General features: G+C 68.9%; 21 protein-coding genes. 10 read left to right on the top strand and 11 right to left on the bottom strand.

The features are described 5' to 3' along the window. Nucleotides 1–14 precede the first annotated feature (14 nt). Complete coding sequence (locus N5D30_RS19910; protein ID WP_279910374.1) at nucleotides 15–2,213, bottom strand: YdbH domain-containing protein; 2,199 nt, start codon at nucleotides 2,211–2,213, stop codon at nucleotides 15–17. 148 nt (nucleotides 2,214–2,361) lie between these two features. On the opposite strand from N5D30_RS19910, the gene dadR reads away from it, so the two are divergent. Continuing rightward, the gene (gene dadR / locus N5D30_RS19915; protein WP_220811285.1) at nucleotides 2,362–2,850 is read left to right on the top strand and encodes a transcriptional regulator DadR; all 489 of its coding nucleotides are present in this window, start codon (nucleotides 2,362–2,364) and stop codon (nucleotides 2,848–2,850) included. 61 nt (nucleotides 2,851–2,911) lie between these two features. On the opposite strand, the gene N5D30_RS19920 is transcribed toward dadR, so the two are convergent. The 4 genes from N5D30_RS19920 to N5D30_RS19935 all read right to left on the bottom strand — a co-directional run bounded on the left by N5D30_RS19920 (nucleotide 2,912) and on the right by N5D30_RS19935 (nucleotide 7,331). Then, the gene (locus N5D30_RS19920; RefSeq protein WP_279910375.1) at nucleotides 2,912–5,425 is read right to left on the bottom strand and encodes a TonB-dependent siderophore receptor; all 2,514 of its coding nucleotides are present in this window, start codon (nucleotides 5,423–5,425) and stop codon (nucleotides 2,912–2,914) included. 116 nt (nucleotides 5,426–5,541) lie between these two features. Next, nucleotides 5,542–6,381, bottom strand: a complete 840-nt coding sequence (locus tag N5D30_RS19925) for a FecR domain-containing protein (protein ID WP_279910376.1) — start codon at nucleotides 6,379–6,381, stop codon at nucleotides 5,542–5,544. Next, complete coding sequence (locus N5D30_RS19930) at nucleotides 6,378–6,923, bottom strand: RNA polymerase sigma factor (protein WP_279910377.1); 546 nt, start codon at nucleotides 6,921–6,923, stop codon at nucleotides 6,378–6,380. The genes N5D30_RS19925 and N5D30_RS19930 overlap by 4 nt, the downstream gene beginning before the upstream one ends. Before the next feature lie 54 nt (nucleotides 6,924–6,977). Continuing rightward, nucleotides 6,978–7,331 carry a YkgJ family cysteine cluster protein gene (locus tag N5D30_RS19935; RefSeq protein ID WP_220811281.1) on the bottom strand — a complete coding sequence of 118 codons (354 nt, stop codon included), beginning with the start codon at nucleotides 7,329–7,331 and terminating at the stop codon, nucleotides 6,978–6,980. Nucleotides 7,332–7,488: 157 nt separating this feature from the next. Here N5D30_RS19935 and N5D30_RS19940 point away from each other — a divergent pair, with 157 nt between their 5' ends. Next, nucleotides 7,489–8,811 carry an FAD-binding oxidoreductase gene (locus tag N5D30_RS19940; protein WP_279910378.1) on the top strand — a complete coding sequence of 441 codons (1,323 nt, stop codon included), beginning with the start codon at nucleotides 7,489–7,491 and terminating at the stop codon, nucleotides 8,809–8,811. Between the two features lie 9 nt (nucleotides 8,812–8,820). On the opposite strand, the gene N5D30_RS19945 is transcribed toward N5D30_RS19940, so the two are convergent. Continuing rightward, nucleotides 8,821–9,051 carry a DUF1127 domain-containing protein gene (locus N5D30_RS19945; RefSeq protein WP_220811279.1) on the bottom strand — a complete coding sequence of 77 codons (231 nt, stop codon included), beginning with the start codon at nucleotides 9,049–9,051 and terminating at the stop codon, nucleotides 8,821–8,823. 175 nt (nucleotides 9,052–9,226) lie between these two features. On the opposite strand from N5D30_RS19945, the gene N5D30_RS19950 reads away from it, so the two are divergent. Together N5D30_RS19950 and N5D30_RS19955 are read left to right on the top strand one after the other, a co-directional pair. Beyond that, nucleotides 9,227–10,645, top strand: a complete 1,419-nt coding sequence (locus tag N5D30_RS19950) for a PLP-dependent aminotransferase family protein (protein WP_279910379.1) — start codon at nucleotides 9,227–9,229, stop codon at nucleotides 10,643–10,645. A 68-nt stretch (nucleotides 10,646–10,713) separates the two neighbouring features. After that, nucleotides 10,714–12,267: a phospholipase D family protein gene (locus N5D30_RS19955; protein WP_279910404.1), complete on the top strand. Its 1,554-nt coding sequence runs from the start codon at nucleotides 10,714–10,716 to the stop codon at nucleotides 12,265–12,267. A gap of 88 nt (nucleotides 12,268–12,355) precedes the next feature. Here the strand turns inward: N5D30_RS19955 and N5D30_RS19960 are convergent, their stop codons facing one another. Together N5D30_RS19960 and N5D30_RS19965 are read right to left on the bottom strand one after the other, a co-directional pair. Beyond that, nucleotides 12,356–13,495 (bottom strand): MFS transporter, encoded by a 1,140-nt coding sequence (locus N5D30_RS19960; protein ID WP_279910381.1) that lies wholly within the window; start codon nucleotides 13,493–13,495, stop codon nucleotides 12,356–12,358. A 125-nt stretch (nucleotides 13,496–13,620) separates the two neighbouring features. Next, nucleotides 13,621–15,114: an aldehyde dehydrogenase gene (locus N5D30_RS19965; protein WP_279910382.1), complete on the bottom strand. Its 1,494-nt coding sequence runs from the start codon at nucleotides 15,112–15,114 to the stop codon at nucleotides 13,621–13,623. 215 nt (nucleotides 15,115–15,329) lie between these two features. Here N5D30_RS19965 and N5D30_RS19970 point away from each other — a divergent pair, with 215 nt between their 5' ends. Continuing rightward, a complete protein-coding gene (locus N5D30_RS19970; RefSeq protein ID WP_220811275.1) occupies nucleotides 15,330–15,692 on the top strand; it encodes a cupin domain-containing protein in 363 nt (120 codons plus the stop codon). A gap of 164 nt (nucleotides 15,693–15,856) precedes the next feature. On the opposite strand, the gene rpmG is transcribed toward N5D30_RS19970, so the two are convergent. After that, nucleotides 15,857–16,012: a 50S ribosomal protein L33 gene (gene rpmG, locus N5D30_RS19975; RefSeq protein WP_012703270.1), complete on the bottom strand. Its 156-nt coding sequence runs from the start codon at nucleotides 16,010–16,012 to the stop codon at nucleotides 15,857–15,859. Between the two features lie 10 nt (nucleotides 16,013–16,022). After that, nucleotides 16,023–16,259 (bottom strand): 50S ribosomal protein L28, encoded by a 237-nt coding sequence (gene rpmB / locus N5D30_RS19980; protein WP_220811274.1) that lies wholly within the window; start codon nucleotides 16,257–16,259, stop codon nucleotides 16,023–16,025. Between the two features lie 322 nt (nucleotides 16,260–16,581). Between rpmB and N5D30_RS19985 the strand changes: the two genes are divergently transcribed. Next, on the top strand, nucleotides 16,582–18,159 hold the full coding sequence (locus N5D30_RS19985; RefSeq protein ID WP_279910383.1) for an ABC transporter substrate-binding protein: 1,578 nt from the start codon (nucleotides 16,582–16,584) through the stop codon (nucleotides 18,157–18,159). Between the two features lies 1 nt (nucleotide 18,160). Here the strand turns inward: N5D30_RS19985 and radC are convergent, their stop codons facing one another. Continuing rightward, nucleotides 18,161–18,835: a DNA repair protein RadC gene (gene radC / locus N5D30_RS19990; RefSeq protein ID WP_220811272.1), complete on the bottom strand. Its 675-nt coding sequence runs from the start codon at nucleotides 18,833–18,835 to the stop codon at nucleotides 18,161–18,163. A gap of 164 nt (nucleotides 18,836–18,999) precedes the next feature. Here radC and coaBC point away from each other — a divergent pair, with 164 nt between their 5' ends. The 4 genes from coaBC (at nucleotide 19,000) to argB (ending at nucleotide 24,247) form a co-directional block, all read left to right on the top strand. After that, nucleotides 19,000–20,208 carry a bifunctional phosphopantothenoylcysteine decarboxylase/phosphopantothenate--cysteine ligase CoaBC gene (coaBC, locus tag N5D30_RS19995; RefSeq protein ID WP_220811271.1) on the top strand — a complete coding sequence of 403 codons (1,209 nt, stop codon included), beginning with the start codon at nucleotides 19,000–19,002 and terminating at the stop codon, nucleotides 20,206–20,208. Nucleotides 20,209–20,232: 24 nt separating this feature from the next. Continuing rightward, nucleotides 20,233–20,688 carry a dUTP diphosphatase gene (dut, locus tag N5D30_RS20000; RefSeq protein ID WP_279910384.1) on the top strand — a complete coding sequence of 152 codons (456 nt, stop codon included), beginning with the start codon at nucleotides 20,233–20,235 and terminating at the stop codon, nucleotides 20,686–20,688. 1,220 nt (nucleotides 20,689–21,908) lie between these two features. Then, nucleotides 21,909–23,315, top strand: coding sequence for a phosphomannomutase/phosphoglucomutase (algC, locus tag N5D30_RS20005; protein WP_279910405.1), 1,407 nt, complete (start codon nucleotides 21,909–21,911; stop codon nucleotides 23,313–23,315). Between the two features lie 23 nt (nucleotides 23,316–23,338). Continuing rightward, nucleotides 23,339–24,247 (top strand): acetylglutamate kinase, encoded by a 909-nt coding sequence (gene argB, locus N5D30_RS20010; protein WP_220811269.1) that lies wholly within the window; start codon nucleotides 23,339–23,341, stop codon nucleotides 24,245–24,247. Nucleotides 24,248–24,264 lie beyond the last annotated feature (17 nt).

The raw sequence follows: 24,264 nt of genomic DNA on the forward strand, positions 1-24,264 counted from the left end.
GGCGATCTCCCGGATCATGGGGCGGGCACGTTGCGCTGGCGCAGACGCTCCTGGACACGCTGGCGGATGGTTTCGCTGACCTTGTCGGTGAGCTGCAGACTGGTAAGCAAGGCGGGCACGTCCTCTTCCAGGTTGACGTTGAGGTTGATCGGCCGACCCTTTTCCAGGTCCGGGTTGCGCCCTTGCAGACGCAGCCCCAGGGTCAGCTTGCCGTGTTCATCATAGTCAACGGCGCTTTCGAGCAGGTCGTAGTGGAAGTCGTCGAGGGCATCGACCACCAGCTGCATGCCGGGGTTGCTGCGCCCCAGTGCGCGCATCTTCTCCGAGCGGAAGCGCAGATAGCCCGGCGCCTCGGCCGCCACCCTGCCACGCTCGATGCGCACGCCCTTCGGGTCGACCAGCACCGGCAACTGGCCGGACAGGGCACCACGACCGGCCAATCCTTCAGCCGGGTAGACCCGGAAAATCTCGTCCAGTTGCAGCCCCTTGAGCCGGGCCGTCAGGCGCTGGCCGGCCTGGCTCAGGTCGACCCGGCCCGGCTCCAGCGACGCCTCACCCTTGAACAGGCCGCTGCTCGCGCGGGTCCAGCTCAGTTGCCCGGCGGCCGGCCGGTCGAGGCTGGCGGCGTAGCGGCCCTGGAACTGCAGGGGGCCGATGGGCAGCCCCGGGTTGGCCTGGTTCAGGTTCAGCTCGGGGACTTCCAGCGCCAGTTGCTGGCCATCGAGCCGCAGGTCGAGCCGGCCGCCCAGGCCAAGCAGTTCGCTACGGTCGTAGATGCCGTCGAGGCCCCTGAACTGCAGCCCCGCCTGCAGCGCCAGCGGCCGGCCGGGGTCGCTGCGCAGGCTGGCCTTGGCCGTCAGCCGGCCATTGGCGAGTTCCAGCAGCGGCGGCCAGGCCACCAGGGTCTTGCTCAGCGGGTTGCCGGCGCGGAAGAAGATTTCGCCGAAGGCGGCGGACAGCGACAGTGCCCCCTGCCGGTCGTAGTCGCCCTGCAGCTCGGCGCTCAGGCCGGCGTCGTTGCTCAGCGTGCCGCGCAGGGTCTGGCGCTCGGCGGCCGCCTGTACCTGGCCCTTGAACTGCCAGCCCAAGGGCAGCAGCTGCTCCTGCTGCAGGCTGCCGACCTTCAATTGGAGTGGGCCTTCCAGCCCGGCGCCGGCGGACGGGTCGAGGGCGATGGTCAGCCCTCCCAGCTCGGCGCGCAGGGCCTTGGCCGTGAACGTCTGGTCCACCCGCAATTGGGCCAGGATCAGCCGCGACGGCGCCTGCACGGCGAGCGCCAGGCGCTCGTCGGCGAGGCTGCCCTGGATGCGGGCGTCCAGGTCGATGCCCTGCAGGTGCAGGGTGTCGTGGCGCAGTTGCGGACTCTTCAGCTGCGCCTGCACGGCGAAGGCACCGCTGCCCTGGCGCAGCCGGTTCAGGTCAAGCGGGTCTTCGGCGCTCGCCAGGGTCAGTTGCCAGTCGGCGTCGAAGCGCAGCGCGGCCTCGGCGTGCAGCAGGCGCTCGTCGGACGGCAGCCACTGGCTCAGCCAGGCGAACAGCGGGCGGGTATCGGCCATCTGCGCCAGCCGCAGGTTGCCGCTCCAGAGCGGCGTGGGACTGTCGGCCTGGAGGCGGCTGGCCAGGGTCAGCCAGGGCTGGCCGTCGAAGGTCGCCTCGGCGTCGAGCTGCCATTCGCCGGCCTGCCGCCCCGCCTGGGCGTTCACCGCCACGCGGCGCTCGCCCTGCAGCAGGTCCAGGCGCAGCGTCGCCGGCAGCGCGGTGGCCTCCAGCTGCAAGCTCCCGCGCAACGTGCAGCGCCCGCTGGCGCAGGGCAGGTCCAGGCTCAGGTCCTCGACGCTCACCCGCCGCGGCACCCAGCGCAGGCCGTCGAGGATGGCCTGGGGGTCGCTCGGCTCATTGTCGACGGCCGTTCCGGGCTGCCAGCTCGCCTGCACGGCCCGGGCGCGGAACTCCTCCAGCCCCCACTGCCCGTCCCGGGAGCCTGGCCAGGCCAGGAACAGCCCCTGTGCCCGCACCACCAGCCGGCTGCCGTCGGGGCCGTCCCGGCGCGCCTGCAACTCGTCCAGCGCCAGCCCGTCGCGCGAAAGGCCGAGCCCGCGCCAGTCCAGCTCGTCGATGCCCTGGGCCGCCAGCAGGCGTTCCCAGCCCAGCCAGCCGAGCACAGCGCAAAGGATCAGCAGCAACAGAATCCGCGTCAGGCGGGGAAAGGACATGCAGGCATCTCGTCCGGCGACTCGGAATCAGGGTGGAGGCTGGGCCGGCCGAGATCAAGGCGTTTCGTCCAGGCAGTGATTTCCACTACCCGGGCCACTATATTGGCCGAGGATTTCCCAGCCGAGACGGCAACCACTTGAGGCATCCATGAGAACCCAGCACCAGAGCCGCCGTGAACTGGACAAGATCGACCGCAACATCCTGCGCATCCTCCAGGAGGAGGGGCGCATCTCGTTCACCGAACTGGGCGAGCGGGTGGGCCTGTCCACCACCCCCTGCACCGAGCGCGTCCGCCGCCTGGAGCGCGAGGGCATCATCATGGGCTACCACGCCCGGCTCAATCCGCAGCAGCTCAAGGCCAGCCTGCTGGTATTCGTCGAGATCAGCCTGGACTACAAGTCCGGCGACACCTTCGAGGAATTCCGCCGCGCCGTGCTCAAGCTGCCCCACGTGCTGGAGTGCCATCTGGTCAGCGGCGACTTCGACTACCTGGTGAAGGCGCGGATCAACGAGATGGCCAGCTACCGCAAGCTGCTCGGCGACATCCTGCTCAAGCTGCCGCACGTGCGCGAGTCCAAGTCCTATATCGTCATGGAAGAGGTGAAGGAGTCGCTGACGCTGCCGGTGCCGGAGTAACCAGGGCGTCGAACGCGAAACGCCCGCGGCGAGGCGGGCGTTTCGCGCTGCGCGGGCAGGCTTACCAGAAGGTGCCGCGCAGGGTCAGCATGTAGTTGCGCGGCTCGCCGTAGTAGTTGCCGTACTCGGAGGTGCCGACACTGGCGTAGTAGCGGCGGTCGAACAGGTTGTTGCCCTTCAGGGCGACGGTCCAGTGTTCGTCCACGTCGTACTCGATCATCGCGTCGTACACCGCGTAGCCCGACTGGCTGAACTTGTAGGGCTGGGCGTCGATGACGTTCCAGTCGCCGTCGAAGCGATAGGCCTCGCCCTCCACGTAGGTCGGGCTCATCGCGGTCACGCCACCGCCGACACGCCAGGCCGACAACGTGTCCGGCAGGGTGTAGGTGGTCCAGAGCTTGAGCAGGTGCTTGGGCGTGACGGTGCTGTAGAGCGTCTCTTGCGTGTCGTTGCGTACCTGGTTGTAGGTGTATCCGGCCAGCACCTCCCAGCCGGGCGCGATCTCGCCGGTGGCTTCCAGGTCGATGCCCTTGCTGGTGATCTTGTCCTGCGCCAGAAAGCAGCAGGAGCTGCTGTAGCTGAAGGGCGGGTTGGGATACGCCGGATCGGTCGCCGCCTGATGCTCGCGGGTGGTGTAGAACAGCGCGGCACTGACGTTCAGCGCCCCACCGAGCAGTTCGCCCTTGATGCCGGTCTCGTAGGTCTTGCCGGTCATCGGCTCCAGGGAAGTGGCCGCGTCTTCCGGCCCCTTGAGCTTCTGCGCCTGGGGCTTGAACACCTCGGAGTAGCTGACGTAGGTCGACCAGTCGTCATTCAGCGCATAGATCAGTCCGCCGAACGGCACCACGGTGGTCGGCTCGCGATCGAACACGTCGTCCTGCTCCACCCAGGGCCCGGTGCCGTCGCTCTTGCGCATGCTGTAGGCCTGCTCGAACTTGTAGCGCTGGGCACGGGCGCCCACCACCAGTTTCAGCGGGTCGCTCAGCTGCAGGCGCAGGGTCGAGTACAGGCCGTACTGCTCGCGGGTGTTGGGGTAGTAGTCGCGCCAGAACTCATGGCTGGAGCGGTTGCTGGGCAACGGCGTGGCGCCGGGGTTCCAGATGTCGATCATGCCGCCCTTGTCGAGCATGCCCGGGGCCCCGCGCCAGCGGCTGGTGACCTTCTGGTAGTCGCCCCCGACCAGCAACTCGTGCTGGCGGCCGAACGCATCGAAGTACCCGGACAGGTTGACGTCGAACACCGACTGCTTGCTCCAGCTGGAGACGTAGCTGCCCCACCAGTACGGCCCGGTGTCGGTGGCTTCGTCCACCGAGCCGTAGGGGATGATGCCCTCGGTGGTGGAACCGTTGTAGGAGTAGGTATAGGACGCGTTGAGCTTCCAGTCCTGGTTGAAGTCGTGGTCGAGCTTGGCGAACCACTCGCGGGTGTAGCTATCGGACCAGGCGGCGTCGGTGGTGTACCAGGTGCTGCGCGGCAGGTGCACGTCGCCGCCGGTGCTGTAGCGCGGCAGGCCGTCGCCGGTGCCGTTCTCCTTGAGTTTGTCGTAGCTGCCGCCGAGGGTGAGCATGGTGCCGTCGGTGAGGTCGGCCTCGAAGATGCCGTAGAGATACGGCTTCTCGGTGCTGCGGTTGTCCATGAAGTACTGGTGGTCGGAATAGGCCGCCACCACACGCCCGCGCAGTTTGCCGTCGAACGCCAGCGGGCCGGTCAGGTCGACCTCGGTGCGGTAGTTGTCCCAGGAGCCGGCGGAGGTGTTGAACTTCAGCTGGTAGCTGTCCAGCGGACGCTTGCGCACCAGGTTGACGATGCCGCCCGGGTCACCCGTCCCGCCCAGCAGGCCGCTCGCGCCGCGCAGCACCTCGACATGGTCGTACGACGCCATGTCGTACAGGCGGTCGCTGTAGAAGGTGCCCAGGCCATTGCCGATGTCCATCGGCGCCGCGCCGTCGATCTGCACGTTGTCGATGCTGAAGCCACGCGAGAAGAACTGCTCGACGTGGTAGTTGTTGTTGCGCACGGTGATGCCCGGCGCGCGCCTCATCGCCTCGGGCAGGGTGGTGATGCGCTGGTCCTCGATCATCTGCTGGCTGATGATCGATACCGTCTGCGGCGTGTCCTTGAGGCTGGTCGGGGTCTTCGAGCCGACGCTGACCAGCCCGGTGGTGTAGGAGCCGGAGTTCTCGGTCGCCTCGCCCATCCCCTGGCCCTGGATGGTGGTCGCCCCCAGTTCCAGCGCCGTGCCACCCGCCACCGGCGCGGCGATCACGAAACCGCCGTCGGCGGTCGCCTGGGCGGTCAGGTCGGAACCCCGCAGCAGGCGCTGCAGCGCCTGCTCCACCGTCAGGTCGCCGCTCACCGCCGGCGCGTTCAGGCCCTCGGCCACCTCGGTGGCGAACAGGATGCGGCTGCCGGTCTGCCCGGCCAGGGCGTTGATCGCCTGGTCCAGCGGCTGGGCCGGCAGGTTCAGCGCGTGGGTGGCGTCCTGGGCATGCAGGGCCGAGGCCAGCGCCAGGCCGGCGATCAGGAGGGAAAGGCGGCTGCGCCGGGACGGCGCGGTGGTCGGTTTGGTATCCATGAAACTCCCCATGAACGAGCAGAAAGTGACGATCACAGGGAGTGGCGGATGAGCCTTGGGAGATGTTGAGGTCGCCTGGGAAAAATTATCGTTGTTTTCCCCGGGCGACCCGCCGATCAGCGTCCGCTCACCACCACGCTGCCGTCGCCGGCGCGGCTCAGGCGGACCGGCAGGATCACCGGCAGCAGGTCGATCAGCGACTCGATGGCGGCGCTGTCGTATTCGCCGGACACCCGCAGCGCGCCGAGGCGCGGATCGGCCAGGCGGACCGGCGCCTGGCGGTAGCGCTGGAGGTCGACGATCACCTCGCTCAGCGGCGTGCCGTCGAAACGCAGCTTGCCCTGCTGCCAGGCGGTGGCGCGAGCCGGGTCGATCCGCTCGGTGTCGCCCAACGCGCCGGCCCGGGCCAGCACCTGCTGGCCGCCGTCCAGGCGGCGAGCAGGCGACGCGCCCGCGGAGACCTCGACGGCGCCTTCGACCACGGCGACCGCCACGCCTCGGCTGTCGCTGCGCACGTTGAACACCGTGCCGATATCGAGCACGTCGACGCTCTGGCTGCGCACGATGAACGGCGTGGGTCCGTGCTCCACGGTGAAGGTCGCCTCGCCCTCGACCAGCTCGACCTGGCGGCTGCGCAGGCGCCGCTCGACACGCAGGTGGGTAGCGCCGTTGACCACCACCCGGCTGCCGTCGACCAGGGTCAGTCTGTCGCGCCCGCCGGCCGCCGTGCGTACGTCCTCGCGCTGCCAGACAGGGTCGGCCAACCACAGGCCGGTCGCCAGCAGCAGCACCGACAGGCCGCCGCCCAGGACCTGCTTGCGCCGCCGCTGGCGCGCAGTCTGCGCCTTGGCCTCGGCGAGCAGGGCCTCCCGGGACGGCACGCGGGCGCGCAGCGCCTGCTCGAAGGGCGCCAGCGGGTCGGCAGGCGTGTCGTCGGGCCGCGCGCGGTCGCTCATGGCTGCCGACGCCCACCGGCCAGGGCGAGCCGCGCCGGCTCCCAGTCCCGGGCGATGTCGCGCAGGGCGCGGGCGAAATGCTGGGTCACCATGTTCACCGAGATGCCCAGTTCCCCGGCGATCTCGCGCTGTGGCATGTCGTGGATGCGGTGCAGCAGGAACACCTGGCGGGCGCGCGCCGGCAGCGCGTCGATGATCGCCAGCAGGGCCTCGAGCTGCTGCTCGAAGTCCAGCGCGGCGGCGCCGTCCAGGTCGTGCATGTGCCAGTCAGGCACCTCGGCCACCGCCTCGAAGCGGGCATCGCGGGTGTTGTCGGCGCGGCGCCGGTCGATGGCGCGGTTGAAGGTCGCCCGGCGCAGGAAGGCGAAGGGCACCTTCACCGGTTGCTGCGGGGGCTTCTCGAGCAGCTGTACGCAGACGTCGTGCACCACCTCGCGGGCGAACTGGCTGCCCTGGAAACGTCGGCGGATGTACTCGACCAGATCGTCGTAATGCAGCGCCAGGGCGTGTACCAGCGCGGCGTCGTGCGGGGAGTGGGTCATCGGGACGGCTGCGGACTACTTGAAAGTGAGTCTCATTATATCCACGAACCCGCGCTAGACCAGCACCTGCCGCGTGCTGGCGATCAACCGGTGCACCTGGCGCTCGACGGCCGGCTCGATCGGCGTCTCCGGCCCCCGCCCGCGCGGGCACGGCAGGCGCGGGGTGGTGCCGAACAGGCGGCAGATCAGCGGGCGCTGGTCGTACACCGTGCAGCCCTGCGGGCCGAGGTGCACGCAGTCGAACGCGGCCAGCGCGGCGTCGTGCTCGGCGTCGCTCTTCACCGGCAGGCGCGCCATCTCCTCCGACGAGGCCGTCACCGGACCGCAGCAGTCGTGGCAGCCGGGCACGCAGTCGAAGCGCGGGATCTGCCGGCGCAGGTGGTCGATCTTGCGGTCGGTGCAGCTCATGGGCGTTCCGGAAGCGGAGGGGATGAAGGGTTTCGGCGGCGCATGATGCCCGCTCGCCGCCCGTTGCGGGAAAAAGTATCCGCCCCTCTTGGCTAGCGGCAAGGACCGCGCTTATCCTGCGTCAAATTTTAACAACACATCAATCAGGATTTCGCACATGACCGCCCGGCTCAACCCGCCCGTCCACAGCGACCAGCACGCCGCGTCCTATTACGCCGCCACGGTCAACCGCCAGTTGGCGTACCCGCCCCTGGCCGGCGAGCAGGTGGCGGACGTGTGCATCGTGGGCGGCGGCTTCTCCGGGCTGAACACCGCCATCGAACTGGCCCGCAAGGGTTTCTCGGTGGCGCTGCTGGAGGCCCACCAGGTCGGCTGGGGCGCCAGCGGCCGCAACGGCGGCCAGCTGATCCGCGGCGTCGGCCACGGCGTCGAGCAGTTCGAGCCGGTGATCGGCCAGGACGGCGTGCGCGCCATCAAGCTGATGGGCCTGGAAGCGGTGGAGATCGTCCGCCAGCGGGTCGAGGAGTTCGCCATCGACTGCGACCTGACCTGGGGCTACTGCGACCTGGCCAACAAGCCCGCGCACCTGCAAGGCTTCGCCGAGGACAAGGCCGAGCTGGAAAGCCTCGGCTACCGGCACGAGCTGCGCCTGCTGCGCCCGGAACAGATGCACGAGGTGGTGGGCTCCGACCGCTACTGCGGCGGCCTGATCGACATGGGCTCCGGCCACCTGCACCCGCTCAACCTGGCACTGGGCGAGGCCGCCGCCGCCGCGTCGCTCGGCGTGCAGCTGTTCGAGCACTCGCCGGTGACCCGCATCGACCACGGCAGCGAGGTGAAGGTGCACACCGCCCGTGGCAGCGTGCGCGCCAGGACCCTGGTGCTGGCCTGCAACGCCTACCTCAACGGCCTGGACCCGACCCTCGGCGGCAAGGTGCTGCCCGCCGGCAGCTACGTGATCGCCACCGAGCCACTGGGCGAGGAGCGCGCCCGCGCGCTGATCCCGCGCAACATGGCGCTGTGCGACCAGCGCGTGGCCCTCGACTACTACCGCCTCTCGGCCGACCACCGCCTGCTGTTCGGCGGCGCCTGCCACTACTCGGGGCGTGACCCGGCGGACATCGCCGCCTACATGCGGCCGAAGATGCTGCAGGTGTTCCCCGGCCTGGAGGACGTGCGCATCGACTTCCAGTGGGGCGGGATGATCGGCATCGGCGCCAACCGCCTGCCGCAGATCGGCCGCCTGCGGGAGCACCCCAACGTCTACCACGCCCAGGCCTACGCCGGGCACGGGGTCAACGCCACCCACCTGGCAGGCAAGCTGCTGGCCGAGGCCATCGCCGGCCAGCAGGGCAGCGGCTTCGACCTGTTCGACAAGGTGCCGCACATGACCTTCCCCGGCGGCCGCCACCTGCGCTCGCCGTTGCTGGCCCTGGGCATGGCCTGGTACCGGCTCAAGGAAGCGGTCGGCCTGGTCTGAGGCCGCCGCTCAGGCTTCCCGCAGCAGCTGCCAGAGCGAGCGGGAAGCCTCGGCCCGCGCCTGCTCGGCGCTCAGGCCCACGTCCGCCAGCAGCCTGGCGTCCAGGTTCTGCAGCGCGCGCCGGGTCCTGATGCGCCGCAGCAGCCGCTGCCAGCGCAGCGCCAGGCCCTTCGGCGAGAATCGCTCGCCGGCCTTCCGGCGCTCCGGCAGCGCCCCGTACAGATCAGCGAATTCGCGCATGGTCAGCCCTCCATCCAGGCTTCTCCCTTGGGCAACCATGATGGCGGCGCGCGCACGGACGATACAGATTCAAAAATGATCTATTAAATACATACAGAAGGCTCGACCGCGCGGCTGAATGGCTTATTCTGAGCCCATCTGTATCGCTCGCAGCGCAATCGCCGAGGCATCTGTCATGACGCTCTACCTCAACCTGGCCAACCTGCTCGGCACCCGCATCGAGCAGGGCCTGTACCGCCCCGGCGACCGCCTGCCCTCGGTGCGCGCGCTGAGCCAGGAGCACGGCGTGAGCCTGAGCACGGTGCAGCAGGCCTACCGCGAACTGGAGGATCGCGGCCTGGCCCGGCCGCAGCCGAAGTCCGGCTACTACGTGCCGAGCGCGCGGCCGGCCGCCGAGTTGCCCCAGGTCAGCCGCACCGCCCAGCGGCCGGTCGAGGTATCCCAGTGGGACCAGGTGCTGGCGCAGGTGGCGAACTCGCCGAACGAGTCCGTGCTGCAGCTCGGCCGCGGCCGCCCGGACATCAGCCAGCCGACCCTCAGGCCCCTGCTGCGCTCGCTGTCACGCCTGAGCCGGCGCCAGGACCTCAACGGCCTGACCTACGGCAATATCTACGGCGACATCGGCCTACGCGAGCAGGTCTCGCGCCTGCTGCTCGACTCCGGCTGCCGCATCCCCGCCGAGGACATCGTCATCACTACCGGCTGCCACGAGGCGCTGTCCGCCGCGCTGCGCGCGATCTGCGAGCCCGGCGACATCGTCGCGGTGGACTCGCCGAGCTTCCACGGCGTGATGCAGGCGCTCAAGGGCTTCGGCATGAAGGCCCTGGAGCTGCCCAGCGACCCGCTCACCGGGATCAGCCTGGAAGCCCTGGAACTGGCGCTGGAGCAGTGGCCGATCAAGGTCATCCAGCTCACCCCGACCTGCAACAACCCGCTCGGCTACATCATGCCGGAGGCCAGCAAGCGCGCCCTGCTGACCCTGGCCCAGCGCTACGACGTGGCGATCATCGAGGACGACGTGTACGGCGACCTGGCCTACCGCTACCCCCGGCCGCGCACCATCAAGTCGTTCGACGAGGACGGCCGCGTGCTGCTCTGCAGCTCCTTCTCCAAGACCCTGGCGCCGGGCCTGCGCATCGGCTGGATCGCTCCCGGCCGCTACCTCGACCGGGTGCTGCACATGAAGTACATGGGCACCGGCTCCACCGCGCAATTGCCGCAGCTGGCGCTGGCCGAGTTCATCCGCGACGGCCACTTCGAGCCCCACGTGCGCCGCATGCGCGCCCAGTACCAGCACAGCCGCGATCAGATGCAGGAGTGGATCCGCCGCTACTTCCCGGCGGGCACCAAGGTCAGCCAGCCCCAGGGCAGCTTCATGATCTGGGTGGAACTGCCCGAGGGCTTCGACAGCCAGCGCCTGAACCGCGAGCTGCTGCCGCAAGGCGTGCAGATCGCGCCGGGCAGCATCTTTTCCGCGGCGGGCAAGTACCGCAACTGCCTGCGCATGAACTACGCGGCCCGGCCGGACGCCGAGGTGGAGGCCGCCGTGCGCCTGGTCGGCGAGACCGCGGCGCGGCTGCTGGAAGGCCGTTGAGCGACGTGCGATTGGTGGAATCTTTGGCGGGACGGCATCGTCGTAGCAAGAGGACGCGAAGACCGGAGATCGTCGTGCACCGCCCCCTGCTGATCTGCCTGCTGGCGCTGCTCGCCGCCTGCGCCGCGCCGCCCGCCATCCAGCCGAGCCAGACCCTGCCGCCCGCCGAATCCTCGTTCGGCCGCCAGCTGCACGACCTCGCGGCCCGCCACCAGGGGCAGTCCGGCTTCCGCCTGCTGCCGGCCAGCGACGAGGCCTTCGCCGCCCGCGCCGAGCTGGTGCGCGCGGCGCGCGGCAGCCTCGACCTGCAGTACTACATCGTGCATGACGGCCTCAGCACCCGCTCGCTGATCGACGAGGTGCTGGGCGCCGCCGACCGGGGCGTGCGCGTGCGCCTGCTGCTGGACGACACCAGCAGCGACGGCCGCGACTACGAGATCGCCCTGCTTGCCGCTCACCCCAACATCCAGGTACGGGTGTTCAACCCGCTGCACCTGGGCCGCTCCACCGGCGTCACCCGCGTGCTCGGCCGCGCGCTGAACCTCGGCCAGCAGCACCGGCGCATGCACAACAAGCTGTGGCTGGCCGACGGCAGCGCGGCCATCGTCGGCGGGCGCAACCTCGGCGACGAATACTTCGACGCCGAACCCAGCCGCAACTTCACCGACATCGACCTGCTGGCCGTCGGCCCGGTGGCCGAGCAGCTGGCGCACAGCTTCGACCAGTACTGGAACAGCGCGCTGAGCAAGCCGATCCAGCAGTTCCTGCTGTGGGCGCCGGACCAGCGCGACCTGGCCAAGGCCCGCCAGGGCCTGCACCGCTACCTGGACAAGGCCAAGGTGGAACAGCAGGAGCTGTACCAGCGCCTGCACACCTACCGGCAGGAACCGCGCCTGCAGCACTGGCTCGATGAGCTGATCTGGGCGCCGGGACAGGCGCTGTGGGACGCCCCGGCCAAGGTGCTGGCCGACGGCGAGCCGGACCCGCAGCTGCTGCTCGCCACCCAGCTGGAGCCGCGGCTGTCGGGTATCGAGCGGGAGCTGATCCTGGTCTCCGCCTACTTCGTGCCGGCCGAGGAAGGCATGCGCTACCTCACCGGCCACGCCGACGCCGGGGTGAACATCCGCCTGCTGACCAACTCTCTGGAAGCCACCGACGTGCCCGCCGTGCACGGCGGCTACGCGCCCTACCGGCGCGAACTGCTGGAGCACGGCGTGCGCCTGTTCGAGCTGCGCCGCCAGCCGGGCGACAGCGGGGCCGGCGGCAGTGGACCCTACAGTTTCAGCGGCGCCTCCGCCTCCAGCCTGCACAGCAAGGCGATCGTCATGGACGGCCGCTACAGTTTCGTCGGCTCGCTGAACTTCGACCCGCGCTCGTTGCTGTGGAACACCGAGGTCGGCGTGCTGGTGGACAGCGTCGAACTGAGCGGCCACGTGCGCCGCCTGGCGCTGGAAGGCATGCAGCCGTCGCTCAGCTACGAGGTGCGCCTGCGCGACGAGCGGGTGGTCTGGCTGACCGAGGACAACGGCCGCAAGCGCGAACTGGCCGAAGAGCCCGGCAGCACCTGGCGCCGCTTCAACGCCTGGTTCGCCGAGCTGATCGGGCTGGAGCGCATGCTCTAGGCCCGAACCCGCCCTCCCGCAGGGTGCGCGGGGCCGCCCAGGCTGCGCGCACCGATGCCCTGAAGTGTCGATGCGCCCGGCCGCTCCCCTACCGGGCAGGCACCGCCTCGCCCTTGTCGCGCCAGGCCAGCCAGACGAAACCGGCCGCGCCCAGCGCCATCATCATCGGCAGTGCATGGCCGCTGAGCCATTGGCTGGCGGCGCCGGTCAGCAGCGGGCCGAGCAGGCAGCCGATGCCCCACAGCTGGGCGACATGGGCGTTGGCGCGGACCAGCTCGTCGTCGCGGAAGCGCTCGCCGATGAGGATCAGCGACAGGGTGAACAACCCGCCGGCGCTGGCGCCGAACAGCACCCACAGCGGCCAGATCAGCGGCGTGTGCAGCAACAGCGGCACGCCCAGGCTGGACAGCAGCAGGACCACGCCACACAGGCGGAACAGCGCGTTGCGCGGCACCCGGTCGGCGAGCCAGCCGATCGGCAGCTGCAGCGCGGCGTCGCCCACCACCACCACGCTGGCCATCATCAGCGCGACCTCCTGGGTGAAGCCCTGGTGCAGGCCGTAGACCGGCAGCAGGGTCAGCATCATCGCCTCGAAGGCGGCGAACAGGCCGACCGCCCAGGCGATGGTCGGCATGCGCCGGCAGAAGTCGAACAGGCCGCGCCCGGAGGCGCTGTGCGCATCGACCCGCGGTGCGCCGCTGCGGCCGAGCAGCGCCAGCGAGCCGAACACCAGCAGCCCGGTGCCGGTCCAGAAGCCCAGATCGGTGCTGGTGCCGAGCAGGGTCAGTAGCAGCGGCCCGGCGAGCTGGCTGAGCGCGTAGCCGGTGCCGTACAGCGCCACCAGGCGGCCGCGCCACTGCTCCACCGCCAGCTGGTTGATCCAGCTCTCGCCGAGGATGAACACCACCGTCAGCGCCACGCCGAGGAACAGGCGCAGCCCCAGCCACACCGGGTAGTGCTGGACCAGCGCCAGCAGCGCCACCGATACCGCCCCGAGCAGCAGGCACAGCTGCATTACCAGCGTAGTGCCGAGGCGCCCGGCCAGGCGCCCGGCGATCAGCGAGCCGAGCAGCACGCCGATCGCCGGGGTGGCCGCCATCACGCCGATGGCGAAGTTGCCGTGGCCCCAGCTCTCCAGGCGCAGCGAGACCAGCGGCATGGTCACGCCCAGGGCCAGGCCGATGCTGATCACCGCGGCGCACACCGCGAAGTAGGTTCCCCAACGCATGGTTTTTCCGTCCTCTCAATGCAACGCGGCCGGGTTTCGTGAGAAACCCGGCCGCAGGTATGGCTCCAGGGAGCCGGCCCCGTAGGGCGGACCTCCGGGCGGCTCGCGGCCGCCCGCGTGCAGTGTTACAGCTTGATCCAGGTGGACTTCAGCTCGGTGTACTTGTCGAAGGCGTGCAGCGACTTGTCGCGGCCGTTGCCGGACTGCTTGAAGCCGCCGAACGGCGCGGTCATGTCGCCGCCGTCGTACTGGTTGATCCACACGCTGCCGGCGCGCAGGGCCTTGCCGACCAGGTGGGCGCGCGACAGGTTGCTGGTCCACACCGCGGCGGCCAGGCCGTAGATGGTGTCGTTGGCGATTGCCACGGCCTCTTCCTGGCTATCGAAGCCGATCACCGACAGCACCGGGCCGAAGATTTCTTCCTTGGCGATGCGCATGGCGTTGGTCACGCCGTCGAACACGGTCGGCTCGACGTAAGTTCCGCCGGTCTCTTCCAGCACCCGCTTGCCGCCGGCCACCAGCTTGGCGCCGTCGTCGTGGCCGGCCTGGATGTAGCTCAGCACGTTGTTCATCTGGGTGGTGTCGACCAGGGCGCCGACGTTGGTGGCCGGGTCCAGCGGGTTGCCCGGCTTCCAGGTCTTGATCGCCTCGACCACCATGGGCACGAACCTGTCCTTGATCGAGTTCTCCACCAGCAGGCGCGAGCCGGCGGTGCACACCTCGCCCTGGTTGAAGGCGATGGCACTGGCGGCGGCCTGGGCGGCGGCCTCGAGGTCCGGGGCGTCGGCGAACACGATGTTCGGGCTCTTGCCGCCGGCCTCCAGCCAGACGCGCTTCATGTTCGACTCGCCGGCGTAGACCATCAGCTGCTTGGCGATCTTGGTGGAGCCGGTGAACACCAGGGTGTCAACGTCCATGTGCAGGGCCAGCGCCTTGCCCACGGTGTGGCCGAAGCCCGGCAGTACGTTGAACACGCCGGCCGGGATGCCGGCCTCGATGGCCAGCTGGGCGATGCGGATGCCGGTCAGCGGCGACTTCTCGGACGGCTTGAGCACCACCGAGTTGCCGGTAGCCAGGGCCGGGCCGAGCTTCCAGCAGGTCATCAGCAGGGGGAAGTTCCACGGCACGATGGCGGCGACCACGCCGACCGGCTCGCGGGTGACCAGGCCCAGCTCGTCATGGGCGGTGGCGGCCACCTCGTCGTAGATCTTGTCGATCGCTTCGCCGCTCCAGCGCAGGGCGCGGGACGCGGCCGGCACGTCGACGCTCAGCGAATCGCCGATCGGCTTGCCCATGTCCAGGGTTTCCAGCAGGGCCAGCTCCTCGGCGTGGGCGTCGATCAGGTCGGCGAAGCGGATCATGATCTCCTTGCGCTTGACCGGCGCCAGGCGCGACCAGGCGCCGGACTCGAAGGCGGCGCGGGCGCGGCTCACCGCCACATCGGCGTCGGCGGCGTCGCAGCTGGCCACCAGGCCGAGCAGGCGGCCGTCGACCGGGCTGATGCACTCGAAGGTCGCGCCGGCCACCGCATCGGTGTATTCGCCCTGGACGAAGGCCCGGCCTTCGATCTTCAGGTTCTTGGCGCGCTGTTCCCAATCGGCACGGGTCAGGGTGGTCATGCAAGGATTCCTCGAGTGGAAGCGTGTCGCAAATCGACAACACGCACTGTCAATTATTCTGCCAGGCCGATTGCCGGCCATCGTGCAGGCAACACTAAACCAGAGCGCCCAACCTTTTCAATATTTTTGACAGATGGCCGAGTTCCGTCTTGCAATGTTCGTTTTATCAAACATAGACTCCCGAACACTCGCGTCTTACAACAACAGGAAGCGCCATGAACATCGAGCAGATCGTCGACTTCGCCACGGCCGCCACCGCGCCCGAGCACTACCGCCCCGCCGCCGAGAAGATCCTCAAGGGCGACCCCGAGCAGAGCGTGCGCAACCACTACGGCAGCCCGTGCGGCCAGTTCAACGCGGGCATCTGGGAAGGCGCGCCGGGGCAGTGGACGATCCACTACACCGAGCACGAGTACTGCGAGATCCTGCAGGGCGTGTCGGTGATCCGCGACCAGGACGGCAACGCGCGGACCGTCCGCGCCGGCGACCGCTTCGTCATCCCGGCCGGGCTGAAAGGCACCTGGGAAGTGCTGGAGCATTGCCGCAAGGTGTACGTGATCTTCGAGGCCAAAGCCTGAACGCGAACCTCTGTGGGAGCGAACTTGTTCGCGAAGCTCTTTGCGGAGCCATTCGCGAGCAAGCTCGCTCCCACCGATCATGAGCAGTCCACCTTTACCCGCACCTTTTCGCAGGCAAGAAAAAACCCGCCGAGGCGGGTTTCTTCGTACAAGGGCCGGATCAATTACTTGATCTTGGCTTCCTTGTAGATCACGTGCTTGCGGACGACCGGATCGTATTTCTTGATCTCGATCTTGTCCGGGGTGGTGCGCTTGTTCTTGTCGGTGGTGTAGAAGTGGCCGGTACCGGCGCTGGACACCAAACGGATCAGTTCACGCATGATTGTCTCCTTAGACCTTTTCGCCGCGAGCGCGCAGCTCGGTCAGCACTACGTCGATGCCACGCTTGTCGATGATGCGCATGCCCTTGGCGGAAACGCGCAGACGCACGAAGCGCTTCTCGGACTCGACCCAGAAGCGATGGTGCTGCAGGTTCGGCAGGAAACGACGACGGGTTTTGTTGTTCGCGTGGGAAATGTTGTTCCCGGTAACCGGACCCTTACCGGTTACTTGACAGACTCTCGACATGCCTCAGCCCTCTAAACCACATGCCCAACCCGGCATGGGTTGGCCGCTTGAACTCAATAGTCATTTGGCGCTCAGCGCCGCGTTTCTCGGGGGTCTTACCGGCTGTTTGCGTCGCCGCAGGACCGGGCCCCTAGAAAAGAGCGCTGCTTTATACCAGAACACCCCACCACCCGCAAGGATCGCCGCACCCGGCAAATGCCGTTCCCGGCCAGGAACGGCGGCCCCTCGCCGCGCCGCCGGGATGACCGCTCGTCGCCCGATTCGATTGTGTGGCACGGCGCTTTTGTCTAGGGTGGGCCTCTTGCCATTCGGAGGAACCGAGATGCGTCTCGCCGCCCTGCCCCTGCTGCTCGCCCCCGTGCTGAGCCAGGCCGCCACCCTTGCCGTGTGCACCGAAGCCAGCCCGGACGGTTTCGACGTGGTGCAGTACAACTCGCTGACCACCACCAACGCCTCGGCCGACGTGCTGATGAACCGCCTGGTGGACTACGACGCCGCGACCGGCGAGCTGGTGCCCAGCCTGGCCGAGCGCTGGGAGGTGTCCGCCGACGGCCTGAGCTGGACCTTCCAGCTGCGCCCGGGCGTGAAGTTCCAGCGCACCGCCTGGTTCACCCCGGGCCGCGAGCTGAACGCCGAGGACGTGCTGTTCAGCTTCCAGCGCATGCTCGACCCGAGCCATCCCTGGCACAAGACCGCCGCCGGCGGCTACCCGCACGCCCAGTCGATGCAGTGGCCGGAGCTGGTCGAACGGGTCGAGGCGCCGTCGCCGACCAGCGTGCGCTTCGTCCTCAAGCACCCGGACGCCACTTTCCTCGCCACCCTGAGCATGGGCTTCGCCTCCATCTATTCCGCCGAATACGCCGATAAGCTGCTGGCCGCCGGCACGCCGGAGAAGCTCAACAGCCAGCCCGTGGGCACCGGCCCCTTCGTGCTCAAGCGTTTCCAGAAGGACGCGGCGATCCGCTACACCGCCAACCCCGACTACTTCGCCGGCAAGCCGGCCGTGGACGGCCTGGTGTTCGCCATCACCCCGGACGCCAACGTGCGCCTGCAGAAGATCAAGCGCGGCGAATGCCACATCGCCCTGTCGCCCAAGCCGCTGGACGTGCAGGTCGCGCGCCAGGAGCCGAAGCTCAGGGTCAGCGAGACGCCGGCCTTCATGACCGCCTTCGTCGCCCTCAACAGTCAGCACCCGCCGCTGGACAAGCCCCAGGTGCGCCAGGCCATCAACCTGGCTTTCGACAAGGCCAGCTACCTCAAGGCCGTGTTCGAGGGCAGCGCCACCCCGGCCAACAGCCCCTACCCGCCGAATACCTGGAGCTACGCGCAAGACCTCCCCGGCTACGCCCACGACCCGGAAAAGGCCAAAGCGCTGCTGGCCGAGGCCGGCCTGGCGGATGGCTTCAAGACCACTCTCTGGACCCGGCCGTCCGGCAGCCTGCTGAATCCCAACCCGACGCTCGGCGCCCAGCTGCTGCAGGCCGACCTGGCCAAGATCGGCATCCAGGCGGAGGTGCGGGTGATCGAATGGGGCGAATTGATCCGCCGGGCCAAGGCCGGCGAGCACGACCTGCTGTTCATGGGCTGGGCCGGTGACAATGGCGATCCGGACAACTTCCTCACCCCGCAATTCGCCTGCGCCTCGGTGCAGTCCGGCCTGAACTTCGCCCGCTACTGCGACCCGCAGCTGGACAAGCTGATCGCCGAGGGCAAGGCCGCCAGCGACCAGCAGCAGCGCGACACGCTGTACCGCCAGGCCCAGGCCATCATCCAGCAGCAGGCGCTGTGGCTGCCGCTGGCCCACCCCACCGCCTTCGCCCTGCACAGCGACAAGGTGAGCGGCTACCAGGTCAGCCCGTTCGGCCGCCAGGACTTCTCCAGGGTGAAGCTGGCCCCCTGATCTACAGCCAGCCGTACTCGGCCATCGACAGCGGCTCGCCGTCGCCGACGATGAAGTGGTCGAGCACGCGCACCTCGATCATGTCGAGGGCCTCCTGCAGCCGCTCGGTGAGCAGGCGGTCGGCCTGGCTGGGCTCGGCGATGCCGGACGGGTGGTTGTGCACCAGGATGGCCGCCGCGGCATTGTGCGCCAGGGCGCGCTTGACCACCTGGCGCGGGTAGACGCTGGCGCCGTCGATGCTGCCGAAGAACAGCGCCTCGAAGCAGATCACCCGATGCTTGGCGTCAAGGAACAGGCAGCCGAACACCTCGTGATGCTCATGGCGCAGGCGCGCCTTCAGGTAGTCGCGCACCGCCTGCGGGCTCTCCAGCGCGGAGTCGCGGCGCAGCCGCTCGGCCAGGTGGCGCCGGCTCATCTCCAGCACCGCCTGCAGCTGCGCGTACTTGGCCGGCCCCAGCCCCAGGCGCTGGCCGAAGGCGCCTAGATCGGCCTCCAGGAGGGCGCGCAGGCTGCCGAAGTCGGCGAGCAGGCGGCGGGACAGGTCCACCGCGCTGTGGCCGGACACCCCAGTGCGCAGGAAGATGGCCAGCAGTTCGGCGTCGCTCAGCGCCGCCGCCCCCAGTTGCAGCAGTTTTTCCCGCGGGCGTTCCGCCGCGGGCCAGTCGCGTATGCTCATGGCACCTCCTTGTGACGAATGGACGGCGCGCGAAAGCGCCCCGTGCAGCCCGCTGTTCCGGCGCAGGCCCTGTGCTATCTTAGCCCGGCTTTTTTGGCGCGTTGGTCGGCCTGGGGAGGCGCCTCCACGCGTTGCTATCCACACCACATTATTAAGGCAGGCCTATGCAGCGGCTGTATCGGAAACGCATCGTCCTGGGCGTGGGCGGCGGCATCGCCGCCTACAAGAGCGCCGAACTGGTCCGCCGCCTGCGCGACCAGGGCGCCGAGGTGCGGGTGGTCATGACCCGCGGCGGCCGCGAGTTCATCACCCCGCTGACCCTGCAGGCGCTGTCCGGCCACCCGGTCCACCTCGACCTGCTCGACCCGGCCGCCGAGGCCGCCATGGGCCACATCGAGCTGGCCAAGTGGGCCGACCTGGTGCTGATCGCCCCGGCCACCGCCGACCTCATGGCGAGGCTGACCCAGGGCGTGGCCGACGACCTGCTCACCACCCTGGTGCTGGCCACCGACGCCCAGGTCGCCCTGGCCCCGGCGATGAACCAGGCCATGTGGCGCGACGAGGCCACCCAGGCCAACGCCAAGGTCCTGCTGCAGCGCGGCATGCACCTGTTCGGCCCCGCCGCGGGCAGCCAGGCCTGCGGCGACGTCGGCCCCGGCCGCATGCTGGAAGCCGACGAGCTGGCCCAGCGCGCCGCCGACTGCTTCCAGCGCCAAGCGCTGACCGGCCGCCATGTGCTGATCACCGCCGGCCCGACCCAGGAAAACATCGACCCGGTGCGCTACATCACCAACCACAGCTCCGGCAAGATGGGCTTCGCCCTCGCCGAGGCGGCCGTGGAGGCCGGCGCCAAGGTCACCCTGGTGACCGGCCCGGTACACCTGCCGACGCCCGACCGGGTCAACCGCATCGACGTGGTCAGCGCCCGCGACATGCTGGCCGCCTGCGAGGCCGCCATGCCCTGCGACCTGCTGATCGCCTCGGCCGCCGTGGCCGACTACCGCCCGGAAGTGGTCGCCGAGCACAAGCTGAAGAAGGACCCCGCCAGCGGCGAGGGCCTGCTCCTGCAGCTGGTGCGCAACCCGGACATCCTCGCCACCATCGCCGGCCGCCAGGATCGTCCCTTCAGCGTGGGCTTCGCCGCAGAAACCGAGAACCTGCTCGGCTATGCTGCGCGCAAGCTGAAGGACAAGAACCTCGACCTGATCGTCGCCAACGACGTGGCCAACCCGACCATCGGCTTCAACAGCGAAGAGAACGCCATCACCGTGATCGACCGCGAACTGCAGGCGAGCGCCTTCGCCCAGACCAGCAAGAGCAAGATCGCCCGCCAACTGGTGGCCTTCATCGCCGAGCGCCTGAACCGCGCCTGACACCATTCGTCTACGGAACCCGCCATGCACGCTCTGCAAGCCAAGATCCTCGACCCGCGCCTGGGCAGCGACTTCCCCCTGCCGCAGTACGCCACCCCGGGCTCCGCCGGCCTCGACCTGCGCGCCATGCTCAAGGAAGACACCGTCCTCGAGCCGGGCCAGACCCTGCTGATCCCCACCGGCCTGTCCATCCATATCGCCGACCCGGGCCTGGCCGCCCTGGTGCTGCCGCGCTCCGGCCTCGGCCACAAGCATGGCGTGGTGCTGGGCAACCTGGTCGGGCTGATCGACTCGGACTACCAGGGCGAGCTGATGGTGTCCTGCTGGAACCGCGGCCAGACGCCCTTCACCATCGCCATCGGCGAGCGCATCGCCCAACTGGTGCTGGTGCCGGTGGTGCAGGCGCATTTCGAGCTGGTCGAGGAGTTCGACGCCAGCCAACGCGGCGCCGGCGGCTTCGGCCATTCCGGTAGCCACTGAGTCAGCCCGCCCATCAGGATGCATTGCCAGGGAGACGTTGCGTGAAATTCTCAAAACGTACCGCCAAGGACACCGGCCAACCCATCTCCGCCGCACCGGCCAAGCCGGCGCGCCAGGTCTCCAATGACCAGAAGGCGCTGATCCCCGGCGCCCTGGCGGCCTTCGGCGGGCTGCTGCTGGCCGGCGCGCTGATCGGCTTCAGCCTGATGGGCACCGGCAAGCAGCAGCAACAGCAGCTGGTCGACGCCTGGGGCGGCAGCCAGGCGGGCGCCCTGCAGCAGGCCCAGCGGCAACTCCAGGCGGACGCCCAGGCCGCGGCCGGCGACCCGGCGTTGCTGACGGCCCTGCAGAGCGGCGACCGCAACCTGATCGCCAGCGCCGAGCGCAACCTCCTGCACTGGCAGGGCGTGGTCGACGCCCACATCAACCTGCCGCGCCGCGCCGCGCTGGACGTGGGCCGCACCGGCCCGATGAACTTCGCCGCGCTGGACATGCTGCAGCGCCTGGAAAACGGCCAGGCGCCGGCCATCGAGGCCTACAAGATCGGCGAACGCTGGCTGGCCTACACCACTGCCCCCCTGCGCAGCCCGGGCAGCGACCAGCTGCAGGGCACCCTGCTGCTGGTGGTCGACCTGGAACGGCTGCTGGCCGCCCTGCCCGCGTTGCCGGAAGGCGTCGGCCAGGTCCAGCTCAACCAGAAGTTCGCCACCACGCCGGCACAGACGCTGCTGTCACGCGGCACCGCGGCCGGCCCGGCGCAGCGCTTCGAGACCGGCAACCCCAACTGGCAGCTCGACTTCGCGCCGGGCCCGGCGGTGAGTGGCGCGCCGCTGTCGCCGGTGATCCTCGCCATCGCCGGCCTGCTGGCCCTGGCGGGTGCCCTGATCGGCCTGATGCTGACCCGCAACCACCTGCTCGGCCGCCTGCGCGGCGACGTGCAACAGCTCGCCGGCATGCTCCAGGAGCTTTCCAGCGGAAAGTCGGTCAAAGCCTTCGGCCTGCACTTCACCGCCCTGGATGGGCTGGCGCAGAGCCTGGCGCGCCTGCCGCGCCCGAAGAAAGAAGCATCAAGGCCGGAGCCTGGCAGCCCAGCCAACAGCGCCCCGTCGGCGAGCACCAGGCCGACGCAGCTGGCAGACCCGATGTTCCAGGCTACCGATATTCTCGATATCGACATCCTCGACGAAGACCAGGATCTCCTGGGATTGGAGCAACCTTTCATGGACAGCCCCGTGCAGAACGTACAGACCCCACCGAAACTCCCCGCCAGCATCTTCCGCGCCTACGACATCCGTGGCGTGGTCGGCGACACTCTGACCACCGAGGCCGCCTACTGGATCGGCCGCGCCATCGGCTCGGAAAGCCTGGCCAAGGGCCAGCCGCACGTGGCCGTCGGCCGTGACGGCCGTCTGTCCGGCCCGCAACTGGTGCAACAGCTGATCCAGGGCCTGCTGGACTGCGGCTGCCAGGTCACCGACATCGGCATGGTGCCGACCCCCGTCCTGTACTTCGCCACCCACGTGCTGGAAGGCAAGTCCGGGGTGATGCTCACCGGCAGCCACAACCCGCCGGACTACAACGGCTTCAAGATCGTCATCGCCGGCGACACCCAGGCCAACGAGCAGATCCAGGCGCTCAAGACGCGCATCGACACCAACGACCTGGCCAGCGGCGCCGGCAGCGTCGAGCAGATCGACATCCTCGACCGTTACTTCAAACACATCGTCGGCGATATCGCCATGGCCAAGCCGATCAAGGTGGTGGTCGACTGCGGCAACGGCGTGGCCGGCGTGATCGCCCCGCGCCTGATCGAGGCCCTGGGCTGCAGCGTGATCCCGCTGTACTGCGAGGTGGACGGCAACTTCCCCAACCACCACCCGGACCCGGGCAAGCCCGAGAACCTCAAGGACCTGATCGCCCGCGTGAAGAGCGAAGGCGCCGACCTCGGCCTGGCCTTCGACGGCGATGGCGACCGCGTCGGCGTGGTGACCAACACCGGCACCATCGTCTACCCGGACCGCCTGATGATGCTGTTCGCCAAGGACGTGGTCTCGCGCAACCCCGGCGCCGACATCATCTATGACGTCAAGTGCACCCGCCGCCTGGGCGCTCTGATCAGCGGCTACGGCGGCCGCCCGGTGATGTGGAAGACCGGCCACTCGCTGATCAAGAAGAAGATGAAGGAAACCGGCGCCCTGCTGGCCGGCGAAATGAGCGGCCACGTGTTCTTCAAGGAGCGCTGGTTCGGCTTCGACGACGGCATCTACAGCGCCGCGCGCCTGCTGGAAATCCTCAGCCAGGACCGCCGCGATGCCGAGCACGTGTTCTCCGCCTTCCCGCTGGACATTTCCACGCCCGAACTCAACGTCACCGTCACCGACGAGAACAAGTTCCGCCTGATCGACCGCCTGCAGCGCGACGGCGTCTGGGGCGAGGCCAACCTGACCACGCTCGACGGCGTGCGCGTCGACTATCCCAAGGGCTGGGGCCTGGTGCGCGCCTCCAACACCACACCGGTGCTGGTGCTGCGCTTCGAGGCGGAGACCGAGGAAGAGCTGGCGCGCATCAAGGAAGTGTTCCGTGCCCAGCTGTACAACGTCGCCCCCGACCTCAACCTGCCGTTCTGATCCGTTCCGGAGCCCGTTCCACCATGACCCTCAATCGTGATGCCGCCACCCAAGTCGCCAAGGTCCTGTCCGAAGCGCTGCCGTACATCCGTCGTTTCGTCGGCAAGACCCTGGTGATCAAGTACGGCGGCAACGCCATGGAAAGCGACGAGCTGAAGGAAGGCTTCGCCCGCGACATCGTGCTGATGAAGGCGGTGGGCATCAATCCGGTGGTGGTGCATGGCGGCGGCCCGCAGATCGGCGACCTGCTCAAGCGCCTGTCGATCGAGAGCCACTTCATCGATGGCATGCGCGTCACCGACGCGCAGACCATGGATGTGGTGGAAATGGTCCTCGGCGGTCAGGTCAACAAGGACATCGTCAACCTGATCAACCGCCACGGCGGCAGCGCCATCGGCCTGACCGGCAAGGACGCCGAGCTGATCCGCGCGAAGAAGCTCACCGTGACCCGCCAAACCCCCGAGATGACCCAGCCAGAAATCATCGACATCGGCCACGTCGGCGAAGTGGTCGGCGTCAATACCGACCTGCTGGGCATGCTGGTGAAAGGCGACTTCATCCCGGTGATCGCCCCCATCGGCGTGGGCGCCAACGGCGAGTCGTACAACATCAACGCCGACCTGGTGGCCGGCAAGGTGGCCGAGGCGCTGAAGGCCGAGAAGCTGATGCTGCTGACCAACATCGCCGGCCTGATGGACAAGCAGGGCGAGGTACTGACCGGCCTGACCACCGAGCAGGTGGACGAGCTGATCGCCGACGGCACCATCTACGGCGGCATGCTGCCGAAGATCCGCTGCGCCCTCGAGGCGGTGCAGGGTGGCGTGACCAGCGCGCACATCATCGACGGGCGCGTGCCCAACGCGGTGCTGCTGGAAATCTTCACCGACAGCGGCGTCGGCACCCTGATCAGCAATCGCAAGCGCCACTACTGAGGATGGCGCCTGCGGGG

The organism is Pseudomonas sp. GD03875, from assembly GCF_029840585.1.
Taxonomy (GTDB): Bacteria; Pseudomonadota; Gammaproteobacteria; order Pseudomonadales; family Pseudomonadaceae; genus Aquipseudomonas; species Aquipseudomonas paralcaligenes.

Excerpts from the sequence above, each read along its gene's own strand:
- N5D30_RS19910 (WP_279910374.1), bottom strand. The coding sequence starts at position 2,213 with ATGTCCTTTCCCCGCCTGACGCGGATTCTGTTGCTGCTGATCCTTTGC.
- dadR (WP_220811285.1), top strand. The coding sequence starts at position 2,362 with ATGAGAACCCAGCACCAGAGCCGCCGTGAACTGGACAAGATCGACCGC.
- N5D30_RS19920 (WP_279910375.1), bottom strand. The coding sequence starts at position 5,425 with ATGGATACCAAACCGACCACCGCGCCGTCCCGGCGCAGCCGCCTTTCC.
- N5D30_RS19925 (WP_279910376.1), bottom strand. The coding sequence starts at position 6,381 with ATGAGCGACCGCGCGCGGCCCGACGACACGCCTGCCGACCCGCTGGCG.
- N5D30_RS19930 (WP_279910377.1), bottom strand. The coding sequence starts at position 6,923 with ATGACCCACTCCCCGCACGACGCCGCGCTGGTACACGCCCTGGCGCTG.
- N5D30_RS19935 (WP_220811281.1), bottom strand. The coding sequence starts at position 7,331 with ATGAGCTGCACCGACCGCAAGATCGACCACCTGCGCCGGCAGATCCCG.
- N5D30_RS19940 (WP_279910378.1), top strand. The coding sequence starts at position 7,489 with ATGACCGCCCGGCTCAACCCGCCCGTCCACAGCGACCAGCACGCCGCG.
- N5D30_RS19945 (WP_220811279.1), bottom strand. The coding sequence starts at position 9,051 with ATGCGCGAATTCGCTGATCTGTACGGGGCGCTGCCGGAGCGCCGGAAG.
- N5D30_RS19950 (WP_279910379.1), top strand. The coding sequence starts at position 9,227 with ATGACGCTCTACCTCAACCTGGCCAACCTGCTCGGCACCCGCATCGAG.
- N5D30_RS19960 (WP_279910381.1), bottom strand. The coding sequence starts at position 13,495 with ATGCGTTGGGGAACCTACTTCGCGGTGTGCGCCGCGGTGATCAGCATC.
- N5D30_RS19965 (WP_279910382.1), bottom strand. The coding sequence starts at position 15,114 with ATGACCACCCTGACCCGTGCCGATTGGGAACAGCGCGCCAAGAACCTG.
- N5D30_RS19970 (WP_220811275.1), top strand. The coding sequence starts at position 15,330 with ATGAACATCGAGCAGATCGTCGACTTCGCCACGGCCGCCACCGCGCCC.
- rpmG (WP_012703270.1), bottom strand. The coding sequence starts at position 16,012 with ATGCGTGAACTGATCCGTTTGGTGTCCAGCGCCGGTACCGGCCACTTC.
- rpmB (WP_220811274.1), bottom strand. The coding sequence starts at position 16,259 with ATGTCGAGAGTCTGTCAAGTAACCGGTAAGGGTCCGGTTACCGGGAAC.
- N5D30_RS19985 (WP_279910383.1), top strand. The coding sequence starts at position 16,582 with ATGCGTCTCGCCGCCCTGCCCCTGCTGCTCGCCCCCGTGCTGAGCCAG.
- radC (WP_220811272.1), bottom strand. The coding sequence starts at position 18,835 with ATGAGCATACGCGACTGGCCCGCGGCGGAACGCCCGCGGGAAAAACTG.
- coaBC (WP_220811271.1), top strand. The coding sequence starts at position 19,000 with ATGCAGCGGCTGTATCGGAAACGCATCGTCCTGGGCGTGGGCGGCGGC.
- dut (WP_279910384.1), top strand. The coding sequence starts at position 20,233 with ATGCACGCTCTGCAAGCCAAGATCCTCGACCCGCGCCTGGGCAGCGAC.
- algC (WP_279910405.1), top strand. The coding sequence starts at position 21,909 with ATGGACAGCCCCGTGCAGAACGTACAGACCCCACCGAAACTCCCCGCC.
- argB (WP_220811269.1), top strand. The coding sequence starts at position 23,339 with ATGACCCTCAATCGTGATGCCGCCACCCAAGTCGCCAAGGTCCTGTCC.